The organism is Paenibacillus sp. UMB7766-LJ446 (assembly GCF_030226665.1).
GTDB classification, from domain to species: domain Bacteria; phylum Bacillota; class Bacilli; order Paenibacillales; family Paenibacillaceae; genus Paenibacillus; species Paenibacillus vandeheii.
In genome coordinates this window covers 607,004-624,431 of record NZ_JASOYM010000004.1, presented here as the reverse complement: position 1 = coordinate 624,431, position 17,428 = coordinate 607,004, and the positions used below count along the sequence as shown (strand labels likewise).

General features: G+C 45.5%; 17 protein-coding genes and 1 riboswitch. Of the genes, 4 read left to right on the top strand and 13 right to left on the bottom strand.

Annotated elements, in window-relative coordinates; translation table 11 throughout:
* Window positions 1-49: 49 nt before the first annotated feature.
* Window positions 50-712, top strand: coding sequence for an MBL fold metallo-hydrolase (locus QP794_RS13730; protein WP_285077324.1), 663 nt, complete (start codon window positions 50-52; stop codon window positions 710-712).
* 148 nt (window positions 713-860) lie between these two features.
* On the opposite strand, the gene QP794_RS13725 is transcribed toward QP794_RS13730, so the two are convergent.
* The 3 genes from QP794_RS13725 to QP794_RS13715 are packed head-to-tail and all read right to left on the bottom strand — an operon-like array spanning window position 861 to window position 2,442.
* Window positions 861-1,346 (bottom strand): nitroreductase family protein, encoded by a 486-nt coding sequence (locus QP794_RS13725; RefSeq protein WP_285077323.1) that lies wholly within the window; start codon window positions 1,344-1,346, stop codon window positions 861-863.
* Between the two features lie 17 nt (window positions 1,347-1,363).
* Complete coding sequence (locus tag QP794_RS13720; RefSeq protein WP_285077321.1) at window positions 1,364-1,948, bottom strand: nitroreductase family protein; 585 nt, start codon at window positions 1,946-1,948, stop codon at window positions 1,364-1,366.
* An 11-nt stretch (window positions 1,949-1,959) separates the two neighbouring features.
* Window positions 1,960-2,442 (bottom strand): MarR family transcriptional regulator, encoded by a 483-nt coding sequence (locus QP794_RS13715; RefSeq protein WP_285077318.1) that lies wholly within the window; start codon window positions 2,440-2,442, stop codon window positions 1,960-1,962.
* Between the two features lie 223 nt (window positions 2,443-2,665).
* Window positions 2,666-2,746, top strand: a riboswitch (ZMP/ZTP riboswitch).
* A 51-nt stretch (window positions 2,747-2,797) separates the two neighbouring features.
* Between QP794_RS13715 and QP794_RS13710 the strand changes: the two genes are divergently transcribed.
* The 3 genes from QP794_RS13710 (at window position 2,798) to QP794_RS13700 (ending at window position 5,413) form a co-directional block, all read left to right on the top strand.
* Window positions 2,798-3,649, top strand: a complete 852-nt coding sequence (locus QP794_RS13710) for a bifunctional 5,10-methylenetetrahydrofolate dehydrogenase/5,10-methenyltetrahydrofolate cyclohydrolase (protein ID WP_285077315.1) — start codon at window positions 2,798-2,800, stop codon at window positions 3,647-3,649.
* A 137-nt stretch (window positions 3,650-3,786) separates the two neighbouring features.
* Complete coding sequence (locus QP794_RS13705; protein ID WP_483311906.1) at window positions 3,787-4,584, top strand: DUF817 domain-containing protein; 798 nt, start codon at window positions 3,787-3,789, stop codon at window positions 4,582-4,584.
* 16 nt (window positions 4,585-4,600) lie between these two features.
* On the top strand, window positions 4,601-5,413 hold the full coding sequence (locus QP794_RS13700; RefSeq protein ID WP_285077312.1) for an undecaprenyl-diphosphate phosphatase: 813 nt from the start codon (window positions 4,601-4,603) through the stop codon (window positions 5,411-5,413).
* Between the two features lie 84 nt (window positions 5,414-5,497).
* Here QP794_RS13700 and QP794_RS13695 read toward each other — a convergent pair whose 3' ends face one another.
* From QP794_RS13695 to QP794_RS13650, 10 genes are all read right to left on the bottom strand, one after another.
* Window positions 5,498-6,199: a hypothetical protein gene (locus QP794_RS13695; RefSeq protein WP_285077310.1), complete on the bottom strand. Its 702-nt coding sequence runs from the start codon at window positions 6,197-6,199 to the stop codon at window positions 5,498-5,500.
* Window positions 6,200-6,232: 33 nt separating this feature from the next.
* Entirely contained in the window at window positions 6,233-6,910 is a 678-nt protein-coding gene (locus QP794_RS13690) for a hypothetical protein (RefSeq protein WP_285077308.1), read from the bottom strand.
* Window positions 6,911-7,149: 239 nt separating this feature from the next.
* Window positions 7,150-7,824 (bottom strand): bacillithiol biosynthesis deacetylase BshB2, encoded by a 675-nt coding sequence (bshB2, locus tag QP794_RS13685; RefSeq protein WP_029881110.1) that lies wholly within the window; start codon window positions 7,822-7,824, stop codon window positions 7,150-7,152.
* A 23-nt stretch (window positions 7,825-7,847) separates the two neighbouring features.
* Window positions 7,848-8,192: a YojF family protein gene (locus tag QP794_RS13680; protein WP_024631702.1), complete on the bottom strand. Its 345-nt coding sequence runs from the start codon at window positions 8,190-8,192 to the stop codon at window positions 7,848-7,850.
* A gap of 101 nt (window positions 8,193-8,293) precedes the next feature.
* Window positions 8,294-9,211, bottom strand: a complete 918-nt coding sequence (locus tag QP794_RS13675; protein WP_285077303.1) for a deoxyribonuclease IV — start codon at window positions 9,209-9,211, stop codon at window positions 8,294-8,296.
* Between the two features lie 181 nt (window positions 9,212-9,392).
* Entirely contained in the window at window positions 9,393-11,861 is a 2,469-nt protein-coding gene (locus QP794_RS13670) for a family 43 glycosylhydrolase (RefSeq protein ID WP_285077302.1), read from the bottom strand.
* Between the two features lie 336 nt (window positions 11,862-12,197).
* Entirely contained in the window at window positions 12,198-13,526 is a 1,329-nt protein-coding gene (locus QP794_RS13665; RefSeq protein ID WP_285077300.1) for a family 43 glycosylhydrolase, read from the bottom strand.
* Between the two features lie 52 nt (window positions 13,527-13,578).
* Complete coding sequence (locus QP794_RS13660) at window positions 13,579-15,258, bottom strand: carbohydrate-binding protein (protein ID WP_285077298.1); 1,680 nt, start codon at window positions 15,256-15,258, stop codon at window positions 13,579-13,581.
* 45 nt (window positions 15,259-15,303) lie between these two features.
* A complete protein-coding gene (locus QP794_RS13655) occupies window positions 15,304-16,146 on the bottom strand; it encodes an NAD-dependent epimerase/dehydratase family protein (protein WP_285077296.1) in 843 nt (280 codons plus the stop codon).
* Window positions 16,147-16,180: 34 nt separating this feature from the next.
* Window positions 16,181-17,404, bottom strand: coding sequence for an enolase C-terminal domain-like protein (locus tag QP794_RS13650; RefSeq protein WP_285077294.1), 1,224 nt, complete (start codon window positions 17,402-17,404; stop codon window positions 16,181-16,183).
* Window positions 17,405-17,428: the final 24 nt, after the last annotated feature.

Below are 17,428 nucleotides of genomic sequence, written 5' to 3'. Positions count from 1 at the left end.
ACAAAGAGATAACTTATTTATATATTTCTTTCTATGGAGGACTAATAATATGGAAATTTCAAAGGGAGTCGAAATGCTTCATCTGGATTATCACGGGAATGTCATCCACCCCATTCTTTTAAAGGATCAAGAAATGACTATTCTAATAGACACTGGTTTTCCAGGTCAATTCGAGGATTTACGTGCGGCGATAGAAATGGCTGGTGTCTCGTTAGACAAACTAAATGCAGTAATTTTGACCCATCAGGATGTCGATCATATAGGGAATCTTCCGGAGATTTTGCAAACGTGTGGAAACGAAATTAAAGTATATGCACACGAACTGGATAAGCCGTACATCCAGGGAGAGCTGCCTCTTTTAAAAGATGGCCACCTGGAAAATCCCCCGAAGGGCAACGTGAGTGATACTCTAATAGATGGTCAGGAACTATCGTTTTGTAGCGGGATTCGTGTTATTCACACACCTGGGCATACGCCAGGCCATATCAGTCTTTATTTGAAGGAAAGTAAAACGCTTATTGCCGGGGATTCGATTTATAGTGTAGACGGAATGCTTGGGGGAATTCATGCACCGACCACACCGGACATGAATTCAGCAAAGCTCTCGTTGAAAAGGTACTTAGATCTAGACATCACATCCGTGATTTGTTACCACGGGGGATTAAGTGATGTAAATGTGAAAGATCAGATATCAAACCTCATCCAAGCTTGATCTTTTGGAGAATCAATGTTGTTCTGCGCTTATGATAGCTCGGAGATGTATGATTATTTTTGACAAACACACAAAAAAAGGAAAGACAATCCCTTTCAAGGCATGGTCTTTCCTCACTCATTTGAATTCTCTTCCCTATGTCTTCACACTACAGCAGTTCGAACTGAAGCTGAGGTTCAGGTACCTGAGCTTTCCCTTTGGGCTGTTCAGCAGCGTATCCCAATTCCAGAACCGCAGCAATACGCTCGTTGCCAAGTACGCCAAATGTTTCAGCACGGCTCCGGTCGTACATCCAGTCATGCAGCGTGCTACGTACACCAAGTCCCTGTTCATAGGCAAGCAAGCGAAAATTTTGGATTAGGCAGTATACGGCTGCAAAGTCCTCTTCCCGCTTATGGTGATCGGCCTCTTCCTTCACCAATACCAGAAGATACGCTGGCGCGTGCTCCTGCAATCCCTGCATGAGTTTCCCATTACGGTTATCGGCAAAAATAAATCGCCACGGCTCACGGAGTCCATCATTTGGCGCCCATACGGCGTGATTAAGCAATTCAAGGATTAGCTCCTGCGATACTGGTCGATCCAACAAATCTTGCGGACTGTGCATGTCTCCTTCCAGATCGGACAATTTCATTTTTACACCTTCCCCTTTTACGTAATCTGGCCCTGTAAAACAGTCCACTTTTGCTCAGCTGGTGTTCTTTTTCGGCTTCTTGGCGCTCTGTCAAAGTATCCTATATGAAGAATGCCAACAAATCTTTCATTCTCACGCAGTCCAATTCCTTTGAAAAATCCTTCGTGCTGAATCATGGACTCTGTATCCCACAGCATGCCTAACCCTCGTTCCCATCCCAGCAGTTGAAAGCTCTGCATCATTTCGCAGGCAACCGCAAAATTGCGGTCATCGGTCAGACGATCCGGCCCTACAGCAGACATAACAATGACATGGGCAGGAATATCGGTGAATCTCTTTTTAAACACATCCAGCAGTTTTCCCGGAATCAGCTTACCGAGCTTGCTCTGCGACATCTGTTCCAGCATACAGTCCACCAGCCGTTTGCGTGCTTCTGGAGTTCCGGCATATACAACACGCCACGAACCAGCGTCAACGATTGGTTGAAGCCGTGTGGCCCTGTGCAGCAATTCAACAACCAGCTCCTGTTCCACAGGGGTTGCATTACATTTACGAATACTTCTGCGTTCCCTGATCAATTCGGCCAGACTCAAGCGCTTCACTCTCCTTTGGTTTATCTGGATTCCATATCCATGCTGCTGTCTTGAAGAAATTGATGTATTATTTTCAGCTCTGGTTCCGAATATTTGTCCATGGAACGATAGAAACGTTCGGCCTCAAGTACATGCAGACGTTCATGCAGTTCAAAAATCTTTTTCCCTTCTGGTGACAACCTGAAATAGCTCTCTTTCTTGTTATCATTCATTTTCGTGCGTTTGACGAATCCTTCCTCCAGCAGTTTGTTGCCGATCTTGGTAATACTTGCTTTGGACAAATTCATCGCCTCGGCAATGCCCGTATTGTTAATGGGTTCATGCCTGCCAATGCAATCTATCATATGAACTGCAGTCAAATGCTGAGGGATTTTGTCGATGCTTTCCCGCTGGGCGATACTTAGAAAATGTTCGATTTCCGTATCCTTGTGATTCTCATATACATGTAAAAATCGGATAAATTGGTCATACAGTAACTGTTTTGTTTGATCTTTTGAATCCATTCTGCTATCGCTCCTTATTTACTTGTAAACAATAATAAAACCTTAAATAATCTATATTATTCACTAATTCAATCTTAAATAGTTTACTCGTTAACAACAATATATCATGATTGATAACGGTTATCAACAATAAACTCTGGCCAGTAAATTTGGAATCTTAGAGAGATCCATTACCTATTGAACATTTGCTCTTTTTCAAGTACTATCAATTTAAACAATTCAAACGACCATATGTGACTGGCGAACACGGTGAACCGTGAGGGAGCATATGGTTTGTAATAAGCCGTACGCCTGGGCAGAGGTAAGGAATATTTATTTCCTTGCCTCTTTTTTATGTTGAAAGGGCGATGTGAAAATGAGTACAGACACACTGATCTTGAATGGACAAACGGTAGCAGATTTTATGAAGGAAGACATGGCCACAAAGGTTGGCATCCTTAAGGAAAAAGGCATTCAGCCTTGTCTCGCTACAATTCTCGTCGGAGATGATCCTTCCTCAGCGACCTATGTGCGTATGAAAGGAAATGCTTGTGCTCGCTTAGGCGTGCATTCCATAAAGATCGTTCTTTCTGCGGATACCACCACGGATGAATTGATTCAAGAAATTAACAAACTAAATGATGACCCTTCCGTACACGGTATTTTGCTGCAGCACCCTGTCCCGAATCATATCGATGAAAGAGCAGCTTTTGACGCCATTCGTATCGAAAAAGACGTTGATGGTGTAACGACCCTCGGTTTTGCACTTAATGCTTTTGGAGAAGCCGAATTCCCTTCCTGTACACCACAGGCTATCATGCGTATTCTGGATTTCTACAATATTCAAATTGAGGGCAAACACGCGGTGGTCATCGGAAGAAGTCCCATCCTGGGCAAGCCTGTGTCAGCCATGCTGCTAAACCGGAATGCAACGGTGACGACCTGCCACTCCAAAACTGTGAACCTGGAAGAGATCGTGAAGCTTGGTGATATCGTCATTGCAGCCGTGGGTAAACCTCTGTTTGTCAAAGGAGACTGGATTAAACCGGGTGCTGTCGTTATTGACGCAGGTTATAACAAAGGGAATGTCGGAGATGTGGACTATGAAGCTTGCTTTGTTCCTTCTTCAGCCATTACACCTGTACCGGGCGGCGTTGGGCCTGTAACAATCGCAACGCTCATCGAACATACGATTAAATCTGCCTATAAGCTATCTGAAAATGCATAAATGAAATAGCGCAAAAAAACAAGGTCCCTCCGATTGACGAGGGGCCTTGTTTGTCTTTGAATACGGCTATAATTGAAAATAAGAACATATATATAGCATTTTTTCTCTTTTTACAAACGGATCATATCTATATTATTATGAACAAGGCTTGGGAAGGAGATAAACATAACTTGAAACCTTTAGTACAGCTGCTGCATTTTGGTTATCATCAAGCGATGAGTTGCATTTTTCCTGTGGCGATCTTTGGAACGTTGGCCCTCTCTAGCGTAATTCAGATCCCCTTTCTTTATCGCTATGATGCCATTCTGCTGATTTTATTAGCAGTGCAATACCTTATGTACCGGAGCGGATTGGAAACACGTGATGAAATCAAAGTCATATGTATATTTCACGTGATTGGTTTGGTGCTGGAGATGTATAAAGTGTGGATGGGATCCTGGTCATACCCTGAGCCTGGATATACCAAGCTCTTTGGTGTTCCCCTTTATAGTGGATTTATGTATGCAAGTGTAGCAAGCTTTATGTGTCAAATATGGCGCAGATTGCGTATGGACATGACTGGATGGCCCGGGTTTGTATCTTCGGTTCTGTTAGGTGGATCCATCTATATCAACTTTTTCACACATCATTTTATTCCCGATTTTCGTTGGTGGTTGACCGCTCTTGTGTTTATTGTTTTTCGAAAAACGTGGATCATCTATCAGGTACGATTAACGACCTATCGTATGCCGCTTACACTCGCTTTCATCATCGTAGGTTTCTTCATCTGGACGGCTGAAAATATAGCTACCTTTTTTAATGGGTGGAAATATCCTGACCAACACGACTCCTGGCAGCTGGTTAGTTTTAGCAAGATCAGTTCGTGGTTCCTTTTGGTTATCATTAGTGTCATCATTGTTGCTCAGCTTAAATATGTCAAAGCCCATCGAAAATAATAAGTAGGAGGATACAATGGAAGACATTATTTTGTGGTTGAAATATGTATTATTAGGTATCGTACAAGGGGCTACTGAGCCTATTCCGGTTTCTTCAAGCGGACATTTAATTATTGCTCAACGATTGCTTGGCATGAAGCAGAATGGATTATCCTTTGAAATTTTGACAAACACAGCCTCACTGATTGCCATTATGTTTATCTTTCGGGAAGATATCAAAAAACTTATAGTCGGAGGCTGGCGATTCCTAATCTCTCGCAATGCAGCGTACAGAGCAGATTTCATGTTTTGTCTATACATAATCATTGGTACTCTCCCTGCTGCGATCGGAGCTGTGCTATTCAAGGATAAAATTGAAGAAATTTTCACTTCTGTTTATACGGTTGCGATTAGTTTACTGATCACCGGGGTTGCTCTGTGGCTCATTCGAAACCTTCGCGGGCGGAAAAGAGATGGCGATTTGTCGGTGAAAGACGCAGTACTGGTAGGTCTGGCTCAGGCCGTGGCTCTTATTCCGGGGATAAGCCGCTCTGGTGCAACAGTCATTGCATCTATCGCTGTCGGGATGAAACAGGAAACGGCTTTGAAATTTTCCTTTATGCTCTATATTCCGATTAGCATTGGAGGGGTAATATTAGGTGCATCTGACATCGTAACCGATCCGCAGCGTACACAGCTAGCTATACCTTACATTTTAGCATTCATCACTACGCTTATCGTTACCTACTTCTCAATGAGATGGTTTATGGGAATTATGGCTAGAGGGAACCTGATTTATTTTTCATACTATTGCTTCGTAGTCGGAATTCTTTTACTTATTTTTTTGTAAAACAGGAGATCCATTTAACGTAAAAGGGAACAACCTCTAATCAAGAGGTTGTTCCCTTTGTATTATCCTCCACACGTTTATTTCTTAACTCTCTCCAAGAACCATGGAACCCATATCATTCGAATCTTCAATTTGTTTATGGATTATAAGCTCTCCTCTGTCGTTGAATCCCTTGATTTCATACGGAATAGTTGCAGACGAGGGCAGGAATACAAACCAGATTATGCTGTCAGGGCCCACCTCCACCAACTTAGCTTCGGTAGCCACTGGTTTATCATTTTCTTTGAACTCGACGGCAACACGCTTAATAGCGGGGTCTAATATATGTCCGAACAGCATAGGAAAAGGTTTCGATATATGACTTAATTCAGGTATGCTCATATAATCCAGCGCTGACGTGAATTGAGATGATTCACCTATGGAATATCCGCCACCCCACACCCACTTCCAGCCGAATACTATTTTACGCGCATACTCCATCTGAAGATTGCTGCTATTTGCCTGACTCGTTTTTTGTTTAAACAAAACCATTCCCCCGTCTACCGGTTCTTGATGAATGATCTGTAATGAATCATTATGACCTCTAAACCTCTCAATCGCTTCTTCAGGAGTTTTTCCTATAGGAATATGGATGGTTCCACTCATTCCCATTGCCTTCGACATGCGCCAATCGGACAATCCACCAGCCTTGTCATTAACATAAATAAATGCGATGCACAATAGGAAAAGTAAGAGAGCTATCACTGTAATTCGTCGTTTGCTTCGTTTGCTTCGCATTGTTTGCATTACTACGTCCACTCCTTCAGATAACGCTCATTACTACTCTCCCTGAACAGTAGATAAGGAAACAAGCACTGGACCAGCGAAATCGGAGGCTTCTTCCCCTTTTGGATTGTGAAGACGGAATAAAAAAGCATCACCTTTTTCAGATTTCCAGACCATATAATCGTTTATCCCGCTTTCACCCGAGGTTTGAAGATAAAGCTCAGCGAAACCAAGCGGATGCTCGATCAGTTCGCCACTATAATCAGACACCTTGCCCGCTTTTTCCAAATCCTCTCGCCCTGTTGTCTCAAGTTTTTTCAGATCATAATCAGAGGGTAGTGGTTCAATATCCACATAGTAGTCCGAATTGCTTGTCAGCGACAAGCGGCCTTTGGCAGCGTCAAAAGAAAATTTCTCGAACACGTACAGTGAAAAACCTTCTCCTTGATGCAACGTTGCCGTTTGTGATGTATTGCCCTCCCCTGTCATCAAATCAAAACGTTCTGTCTCCGGTCGCGGCGTTTCAGAGGTTACCTCATTTTTTGTCGTGGGAGTTGAAACTGACTCATTGGTTACTGCGGATGGTTCAGGGTTTGCCGACGGCTCTGTTTCCCCAGAGCAAGCTGTAAGTGCAAGTAACATGACAAACATCGGGATCTTCATATAAACAGAACGAAATTCATTCATTTGTAGTACTCCTTCCAAGTTAATTGTTAATACGTTATTACCCATGGAAGCGGCTGGAAACCCGTATTTATACTTTATAGATTTATACACATACTGTAAATCCCTTTAACTTACTTATAGAATATTGCAAACATCTCCCTATTCTCATGATATGACTCTCCCCTCCTTCTCCATTCACCACTTGCGGAAAGACTCTATTGGGAGAACAAGACCTCCTTATAACAAAAAAAGCCGCCATAATGGCGACTTTTAGGCAAATTAGATGTTGGCAAACTGTAGTAAAATTAATTGAATTTATACGTCCAGAATGCTTCTCTTCCAAATCGATTCCGGATTTGTTCATCATCCAATTCCCGCTTGCCGACAAGTTCCGGCGCCTGGAATTGTGAACGGTGAGCTCGAATCGACGCCATTTTCTCGGCAAGGAATCCGCTCACATCTTCAATCACATCCGCTTTCCCGATGCTCTCCTCATGATTGTTGGAGAATGCACAGCAGTAGACAATGGGTCTTTCTTCAGCGGGCAGTCGACCAATCGTTCTCGTAACCGCAGCTCCGGTTGCATCATGATCGGGATGCACACTATACCCCGGATAGAAAGTAATGACCAGTGACGGATTAAGCTCTTTGATCAGCGCCAAGATATGGCCATCTAGCAGCTCAGGGTCTTCAAACTCGATCATTTTATCGTGAAAACCGAGCATCCTTAAATCTTGAATGCCAATTGCGTTGGAGGACTCAATAAGTTCATCCTTACGGATTATTGGCAAGGTGACCCGGTTGGCAAATGGAGGGATGCCCATATTACGTCCCATCTCCCCTAGAGTCAGGCAAGCATAAGTGACTTGAGCACCGCCTTTTATGTATTTCGCCAACGTTCCCGAAGCAGTGAACGCTTCATCGTCAGGATGGGGAAACACAACTAAAATGCGTTGATGTTCAATCTGTTTGTTATTCATGCTTATTTGATCCTCCGCTTTCATCAGAACAATTCCCGACTAAGTTGTAAGGCTACAACCAGCTTTCCTTGACTATCGTGACCAGCCAGAATGAGTCGTTCTTGTTCCAGCTCGTCAATGTGTGTAAGTCCCTCAGCGTATATCCAGCCGTGAGTAGTCTTTAAGCCAACTCGGTATGGGCCCGTGCCCGAGATAGATCCTTGCGTATATCGTATGACCGCATTGGAAATGAATGCCGACCCCGGGTGCCTGGTGCTATCAAAGTGACTGGCGTAAGCACCTGACGTGAGTTCGAGGTGTAAATATAGGTCCTGATCGAGAAGTTGATTGATCCGGTGTTGGATGTCTTGAGGCTCTATTGGCTGCATGGCGGCCTCCTTTTGAGTAAAAAGTAACGTGCTACAACCATTTTAACATATGTCCCGTGAGAATAAACATCGAATGATTAAGCGATTGTTTTTAGGACTCCCTACTTGGTGCTTTCTATAGAGTCCTCTTCTTTTTGCACAGGTTCGGAGCATTCTCTTCTTAAAAGGGCGATTTCATGTCGATAAGGAGCATTTTTATATTTTATTTTACCAATCGACGGCGTCTCAAGCAGTTTTGGAAGTGACATGAGCTGGGGATGGTGCACGATATAATCCAAAGCCTGAAGCCCGATATGACCGTGCCCGATGTTCTCATGGCGATCTTTCCTCGATCCCCGCACATTTTTGGAATCATTGATGTGCAGTACTTTCAATCGCTCAAGGCCAATGACCTTATCAAACTGCTCCAGTACCCCGTCAAAATGATGGACGATGTCGTATCCTGCATCATGAACATGACAAGTATCCAGACATATGGAAAGTCGTTCATTCCGTTGCACGCCATCGACAATCTGTGCCAGTTCTTCAAAGCTTGTTCCGCATTCTGTTCCTTTTCCGGCCATCGTCTCCAACGAAATCTGGACCTCAGGGTAATTGTCGTCCTGTAATACTTCGTTTAATCCCTGGATAATTTGCCGAATGCCGATGTCTACCCCAGCGTTAACATGAGCCCCGGGATGAAGAACAAGCTGATTTGACCCAAGCGAAGCCGTTCTCTCAATCTCATCCCGCAGGAATTGTACGCTAAAATCAAATACCTCTCGTTTGTAGCTATTAGCCAAATTTATCAGGAACGGAGCATGCACAACAATGTTGGAAATGCCCTGCTGCTTCATGTGCATATGGCCTGCTTCTATATTATATTGCGAAATAGGTTTTCGTTTCGAATTCTGCGGTGCCCCGGTGTACATCAGAAAAGTAGATGCCCCATAAGAAGCGGCTTCCTTACTCGCCTGCAGAAACATCTCTTTCCCGCCAAAGGATACATGAGATCCAATGAGCAGATCACACTTTTTCATTACAACCACTTCCTCTTTGGATTCCTCATTTCATTATCAGTGAAATTTGATGAACTGGCTAATGGGAAATGGCGGTGGTGAAGGAGATCAGAGGAAGGCAAAAAAGCCGCCGATTGGCGACTCTTTTATACACCTCAATTCTCGTAACAACCGTTTCATTCTTGATTTTCATGCTGCTTTCTCAAGGAGAAACGGATACGTTATCGAAATGCGTGTGCTTATTTGCGGTTCTGACACCGATTTTGCCATGTGTGAACGGATTCAAGCTGTTGTCGGTATAGTCGATCTTCGGATTGACCATATCCTCGACAAACACCTTGATATTGGTGCCCTTAACGACAACTTTCATATGATACCAGGTATTGGTTGAATACGATTGCGCATTGCTCTTGAGCAGCGCCCAATTATAATTCATCTTGCCCAGACTGACTCCGCTTGTAGTCAGATAGGCGTAATATCCTTGTAAAGCATCATAATTGTTCTGCCCTCGCTCCGTACCGTGGGATGCATTGGACACTCTGACGAGCAAGCCCCCGTCACCGCCTGTATCGATCATCTTGATATCGGACTCCACCGTATAATCTGCCCATTGCGAATCCCCGATTGTAGATTTGGCAGGCCCAGTGCTCGCTGCACTGTATTCACCGTTCTCTACCGCCCAGGTTCCTTCAAACCGGGTCCATCCATTATCGTCCCCGTCGTTAAAATTATCGCTTACGCTGGTCACATCGACATTTTTATGAAACGTCATTCTTGAGAAATCGGCCTCACCTGTTACGAATTCAACCTTTAATTCCCGCTGCCCTGCATTTAAATAGACCTTTTTCTTGGATATGTTTCTCCAGTTCTCCCAGTCACCCGTATTAGGTACATTGACGATACCTGTCAAGTCGGTCGCACCATCCCACAGCCGAATTTGAGCCCCGTCCAACGCGGTAGCCATGCGAAAATCAATATCATAATATCCGCTTGTCTCTACGTTTACTTTGTATTTATACCATTCTCCGGTCTGGTTCCAGCCTAAGTTGAACAGTGCTTCACTATTTAGACGAATATCACCGGAATCGGTCCGATAAGCCCCACCAAGATTAGCAGGCGTTGTATCGTGATAAGCGACACCTTCGCCACCTTTCATATAATGAACAGCCTCGATCGTGCCCGGAATCGGCTTGGAAGCGTTCCATGCACTGCTTCCATTCACATCGTTATTAAAGGCAGTGTAGCCGAAATCCGCATGCGTATCCTCTGTTAGCACACCGATTTTGCCTGCTCCTACATTGGCGGAACGCGTAGCTTTGAACATGCCGTCTACATAGTATTTAAACGTTGATCCCGACTTCTCTATGCGTATGTTATGCCATTTCGAATAATTGAAGTCCGCGGGCAAATTGAATGTTTGCCAAGCCTGATCCACACCGTTAACCCGGAAAAATGTTTCCAGTCTCTTGTTCTTTGAACTGATCAGTGCAACACCATAATTGTTTTCATCCGTATAGGAGAATGTAGCGCCATATCTCGGATTGGTGGAAGTTCCCCGATTCATTTCCTTCATGTTAAATTCTGCCGTATAATCGGACGCACTGGTGGAAGCAGTCACTTGTTTGTACCAAGTTGAGCTGCCCAATGAATTTTGCCACATGAGCTCTTGATTGAAGATGCCCCAATTACCACCGTTCACGTTGTTCCAATTGCTCCCGATGGCAGAACGATCGAAGTAGTCGTAGAAAACAGGCATTTCCGGATTGGGTTGATCCGTTGAAGTTGGACCAAGCACGATCATCTTATCGTTGTTCCATACAATTCGGTCCATGTTCAGATGCCGGAGCGGTCCAATTATTCCGTTACCTTCCAAATTATGATACATCATATAGTGAGTGTCCAGATTGGGTCCCGTTACTACGGTGTTGTGTCCCAATCCCACGGTTGGGCCCTCCGTACGAATTAATACCGGGTTGGTGCTATCAGTTACATATCCGGATCTCGGACCTGTGGTGCTAACCGCCACATCCACTCGATATCCTTTGCTAAATACGTGGTTGCCTGTATAGGTCATATAGTATTTTCCATTCCGTTTGAAAACGGTCGAACCCTCCGTCCAGCCTCCCATGCCCACTCCTGTTGACGCACTCGTTCCGATCTGAGTGGGGCTGCTCATCGGTGCAGCATCGATGCGGCCTTGCGCGGCATGATAGAAGCTGAACGAGCCATCATCGTCAATGAACACATTACCGTCAATCGACTTTCCAAGATTGCCAGTCACTACATTGAAAGGTCCGGTAGGACTCGTGCTGCTGAGTACGTAATGCCCCTTTCCGGCCGGTGATGTATACATGTAGAACATTCCGTTCCAGTAAACGACTTCAGGAGCATAAGCTCCGTGCGTAATGGGGTCTGTTGCAGCCAAGCCGCGGTACGACCAATTCACCAAGTCTTTGGAGCTCCATACTTTGACACCATCGTCCGTATCTCTTGTACTTACATACAAATAATAGTATCCATTAAATTTCAATACATAGGGATCTCCCAATCCGTATTGTCCCCATTCATCCGGTAACGTTTGTGGATTTTGATACGCTGTGGCAGTGATCGGCACCGAAGAAACCATTAATAAAATGACCATCAGCGTGAACATGAATCGACTCTTCCTCACGTTATTTCCTCCTAGTCCGTGTTTTGTTATCGCTTACAAATACATCAAAACTCTCTACGTGCGTTTGCATTCTTACGTCTGAAGGTCTTGTTCTCATCTGCCATTGATTAACCGTCATAGCAGTATTCGCAAAGAGAATTCAGACTCTTCAGTCGGTGTTAAAATCTAGCATAAAGTAAGCCGTTACAAATAGAAATAACATTTCGTTGTCATTCATTTGGCATTTTGTTGGAAAAAAGTGCTGATCTTTAATTTAGAGCTCGCTCGTTCATACATACAAAAAAACCCCCAGGAGAACTCTCCTGAGGGTTTGAAGTCTATCCAGTTACCTACATATTAATCCACGAGCGGGCTGACAGTGAGGCATAAAAGGTTGATCTCCCCATGTCCACCTGATATTTTGATTGTGTTGACGTTTCCCGGCTCCAAAGGAACGGTAATATTCGTAATCCCGCCAAATTCCTGCAAACTGCCAGTAGATAGCGCGTTCAGCAAGGAATAGTCCTGGTCATTGATCGTCAGATGCAATTTAGCCAGCCGCTCGCCTGTTGCATAATGGAGCTCAACGGAGGCTCTGCCGCCTTCGCCTCCATCCACGTTTTTAAATAAAGCATACGCTTCTGCGGATTGAAGATTCCCAACCACAGTTTGACCGGATTGCAATTCCCTGATTTCAGCTCCTCCAAAAACCTGACTGGCTGCACCTGCATAAACCTTCCGTTGCTGGGCAGGAAGCGGAGCTGGACCGACGGAGGACACACCCTCCCTCGTCTGAACCACAGGTCTGATGGAACCATCCTCATCGAACTCCAGATAGTCAATACATACGCTGCGAAGTGTGCCTTCACCAGAGATAGCTTGATTGTGATAAAAAAGATACCATTGTCCTTTGAATTCCACTACAGAGCCATGGGTTGTAGAACAGCCGGTCGGCTCCAGAAAAATGCCTCTGTACGTCCATGGACCAAGCGGATTCTCGCTTGTTGCGTATCTCATGCGGTTGTTACCTTCCAAATTATCCGCATAGGTTAGATAGTACAGATCGTTTCTTTTGAACACCCAGGCCGCTTCATGAAAATCCTCGAGCCCTAGCATTTCTGTCATGCCATCTTCCAGGGATACCATATCTTCATTGAGCTTGCCTCCCAGACAGACACAGCCGCCACCATAATAGATATAAGCGCTGTTGTCATCATCTACAAGTACACAAGGGTCAATCAATGCAAACCCGCCAAGACCTTCGATATACCCCTGATCCGTAAATCCATGTGCGGGGTAACTGCTCGTGGCAACCCCGATTTTCCAGGAATCGTTCCAGTTCGAATCGCTCGGATGCGGATAATAGAAGTAATAGGTTCCATTCTTGTACGCACAGTCTGGCGCCCACATGAAACCTCCCTCTGGTCTGCCCCAGGAAACGTCATCCGAACGAAGTATTTCCCCTTCGTCTACCCAGTTAACCATGTCCTCCGAGGAGAATACATGATATCTGTCCATGAGATCGCATCCTCTGGCTGGGTCCATATCATGAGATGCGTAAATGTAAATTTTACCGTCATTCCATACATGAGCGGACGGGTCCGCTGTATATATGGATGTAATTACTGGATTCAGGGATGTCGTCTTTTGGCGTGTGGTTTCAAAGCCTGTATGATTCGTAGTCATTTTAAATCCTCCTGAACGTATATTTCCTTGTTAAAATCATGCACACTTTGCTCTATTGATGATTCGTTGGATGATTTGCCGTCAATGGAATCTGGTTTTTGAACATACGGTTGATATCCCCTGCAAGTCGGAGATAAAAGTCCGATGATACAGCTACCCCGTCGGCATCCAGTGTCAGAAAATATTGATTGGTTGGAATCATGGAGCTGTTCTCCGCCATCTTCGCAATCGCTGTACCTTCATCGTACTCGTCAAACATTGCGATATATCCGGTATTAATACCGATGCTCTTCAGATTGTAGGCCTGCCTCCACATAAAGTCTCCATGCAGACGTGGGTTCTCATTTCTTGGGCCACCAGTCATGTTTGACCAAGCTGAGCCAGGCCAGATCACTGGCTGATAGTCAATTCCATTCTGCTGGGTAAAGGTCAGATCGGGTTGAAGCTGATTGGTTTTGAAGCTGTCCGCTTGCTGAATCGTGCCGAAGCGGGCAACAGACCAAGGGGAGATCATATCCAATGATTTGTAGACATTCATAAAGTCGGATCGGGAGTCGTTATTGCCCGTTCTCCAATACGTAGGCACGCCGCCAATGACATAGATTCCCTGATTTTTGAACCAACCGATCAAATCGGCTGCTTCTGCAGCACTACCAGGACGATCCGTAAACCCAATACCCCAAATACAGACAACCATCTTGCCGTTCTGCTTCGCATAGGCGGATGATGATGGAAGGTGCATGTAGTTCACGACATTGGTCGTCCAGTCGTGTTTGACCGCCTGCACCCAATTACTCGCATTCATTCCTGTAATGTCGTACATGACATAGAACTTGCGATTGTAAGCTTCTGCAGCATTCTTAACCTTGACGGCTACGCTGTCTCGGTTGCTTTTCCAATTGTTAGGTGTGTCGCTCTCATCTGCGCCGAACCGTTGTAATGCTGCACCGTCAATATTGTAGGTTTGCATCCATTCAAAGTGCTTGTTGACCGTCTCCTGATCATATGAGGAGAACAGCTTGGCAGGAGAACCATTGCCGAGGCTCGCCAAACTTGTCTGATACAGCTTGGAATATTCCCGAAGATCCGGGTACAGTTCGAAATTCACATTGTTATTTGCTGATGGAGCACTGCTATTTTTGGACCAATGCACCCAGCCTCCGTTCGGCGAACCGTCTCCCGCTGCGTTGAACCAGCCTTGATACCCGGCATACAATTTGCCTACGACATCTCCTCCGCCACCAGCGGCGGATGTACTGAATTTGAACCAGAGCAGATTAAACAAATTCCCGGTGCCACCAGTGAATTTAAGGTAGACCGTGTGGACACCAGTGGCACCACTAATCGACCCCGACTTGGTTTGCCAGGATTGCCACCCGCCCGTGCCCGGAACAGCAACAGTTCCTGCGAGTGTTCCATTAAGGCTATCCAGACGAACCTCAATGCTACCGCCACTGTTGTTGCTGGCAACTCTCACGTCAATCGAATTGGCACCGCTGCCAAAATCCACATTGTTGAATACGATGTAATCGCCATTGTCTATAAATGCGACGTTTTGCCCGCCTTCGCTGGAACTTTCCAGCTGGACTCCGGATTGGCTATTGTAGCTGGAAGCCTGCGTTTGATTAAAAGCGGAGGCTGCCGACACGATGGAAGGAGAAATAGACAAAAACAACGTAAGAATCAATAATGCCGCACTTGCAAAAGCCAATACTCTCTTGCTTTTTTGCATGAAATTTAGCATAATATCCCCCTATTCATTTTAGTTGCGTGCGAGTTACTCCTGTTGATCATCTGTCCACGAATGCTTCGGACTCCAAGATAGAATCTCTTTCGCCAGTCCATTGCTGACAATAGCTTCTCGATTAGGGAATTGTGTCCGCAGGTCGTTTACATCGGGATAAAAGGTGCCCAGCAGTTCCACAGTTTGGCGATCGCTTAACGTATCATTAGCGGTAACATTAACATGAACAGCCCCATCATAATCGACATGCAGAGCAGCCAGACAAGCATCAACCGCATCCCTGATATCAATGTAGCTCCACAATATATGCTTGAACGTTTCGGCCTTCGCAATAGCCAGATGTCTGTACTCTCCAGGTCCAACAATCATCGAAAAACGGAGTGAAATCACCTGCATCCCGCTTCTCCGATGATACATTTCGGCAGTGATCTCATTAACGATTTTGGACAGACCGTAACATTCCTGTGGCTGCTGCGGATGCTGTTCATCCACCGGGAAATAATCGGGCGAAAAACGTTTGTTTGCCCAGGCAAATCCATAGGATGATTCACTGGAGCCCATGACCACCTTTTGTATACCGAGCATAGAAGCTGCTTCCAGCACATGATATCCGGAAAGTGTATTATTCGCGAAAATGTAGGTGTGAGGGTAGTGAAGCGGCGCAGGAATCGCGGCCAGATGGATGATGGCATCCACTCCGGCAAGCGCTCCCACGACTTGACCATAATCGTTCAGATCGACAATGATCTGCCTGCAACGAACCCGATCAGACAGATGATTATCCAGCGATACGACATCATGACCCTGTAATTGCAGCTTCTCAATGACCTGTGAACCCAGCTTTCCGCCTCCGCCTGTAACTGCAATCGTCTTCATTCCTATATCTCTCCTGTCTGTTCTTGTCACTTGGTTATGGTCGCACCAATGTCCCGTCTGCTTTACGGTCCAGAGGATACGGCCGATGGTATTTGTTTGGATCCCACGAATCGTTCAGCAGCGATTTGGCTTTCACTTCATCCAGATCAATGCCCAGCCCCGGCTTGTCGGACGGATAGAGATATCCACCTTCTCTAATGACGTGTCCCGGGAAAGCTTCCAGCTCATGGGATTTAAAATGATTGATTTCCTGGATACCAAAGTTCCACAGGGCCATATCCAGATGGACAGCTGCCGCCTGGTTAACGGGATCATTCTCCCCGCCCTCCTGCCAGGCTGTTCTTACACCGTAGGCTTCGCCCAGCGTGGCAATCTTGCGGCAAGCGCTGATTCCGCCTGCCTTGGATACGCGAACTCTAATGAAATCGATCAACTTCTCCTGAATCAGACCGGTCCATTCTTGGGGATTAACAAACAATTCTCCTACTGCCTGCGGCGTCGCGCTCTGCTGACGAAGCTGTCGATACCATCCGATCTGTTCCGGAGCAAGTGCATCTTCCAGAAAGAAAAGATGATAGGGCTCAAGTTGTTTCGACAGCTGAATGGCATGAATGGGAGACAGATGTTCATGCACATCATGGGTAAACTGAATTCCATTGCCAAATTCCAGACGAAGCTTTTCGAACATGTCAGGGATGGCATGCAGATACGCATGTTCATCGAATACAGGACCGCTGCTCCATGGCTCGCGTGGCAAATTCGCTTCCTTGCCGCTGATAAATCCCCCGCCACCGTAGCCTCCCATCTGCACTCGAATGACTGTATACCCTTCTTCCATAAAACGAGATACATCTTCTTTCAACTCGCTGATATCAGCGCCTCCGGCATGGCCGTAACAGGGAACTGCCGCACGGCAGGCCCCTCCTAACAATTGATATACCGGCAGATTCGCTTCCTTACCCTTGATATCCCATAGAGCCATGTCAATTCCCCCAATGGCGGTATGAAGGATTGCCCCGTTTCTCCAATATCCGCTCATATGCATGAGATGCCACAAATCTTCAATTTGAGATGCATCCCTCCCCAAGAGTAATGGTGCCAGCAATTGTTCTATGACCTGTACCACCGCTTCCGGGTTATAGAGATCAGAAGCAGACCCCAGTCCGTAAAGACCATCCTGATCTGTCGAAATCTTCACAATTGTCCAGCTTCCGTCGTGCCTTGTACGTATACATTCTATCCGTGTAATTTTAGCCATGCGTTCACTCTCCTCTGCTCCATT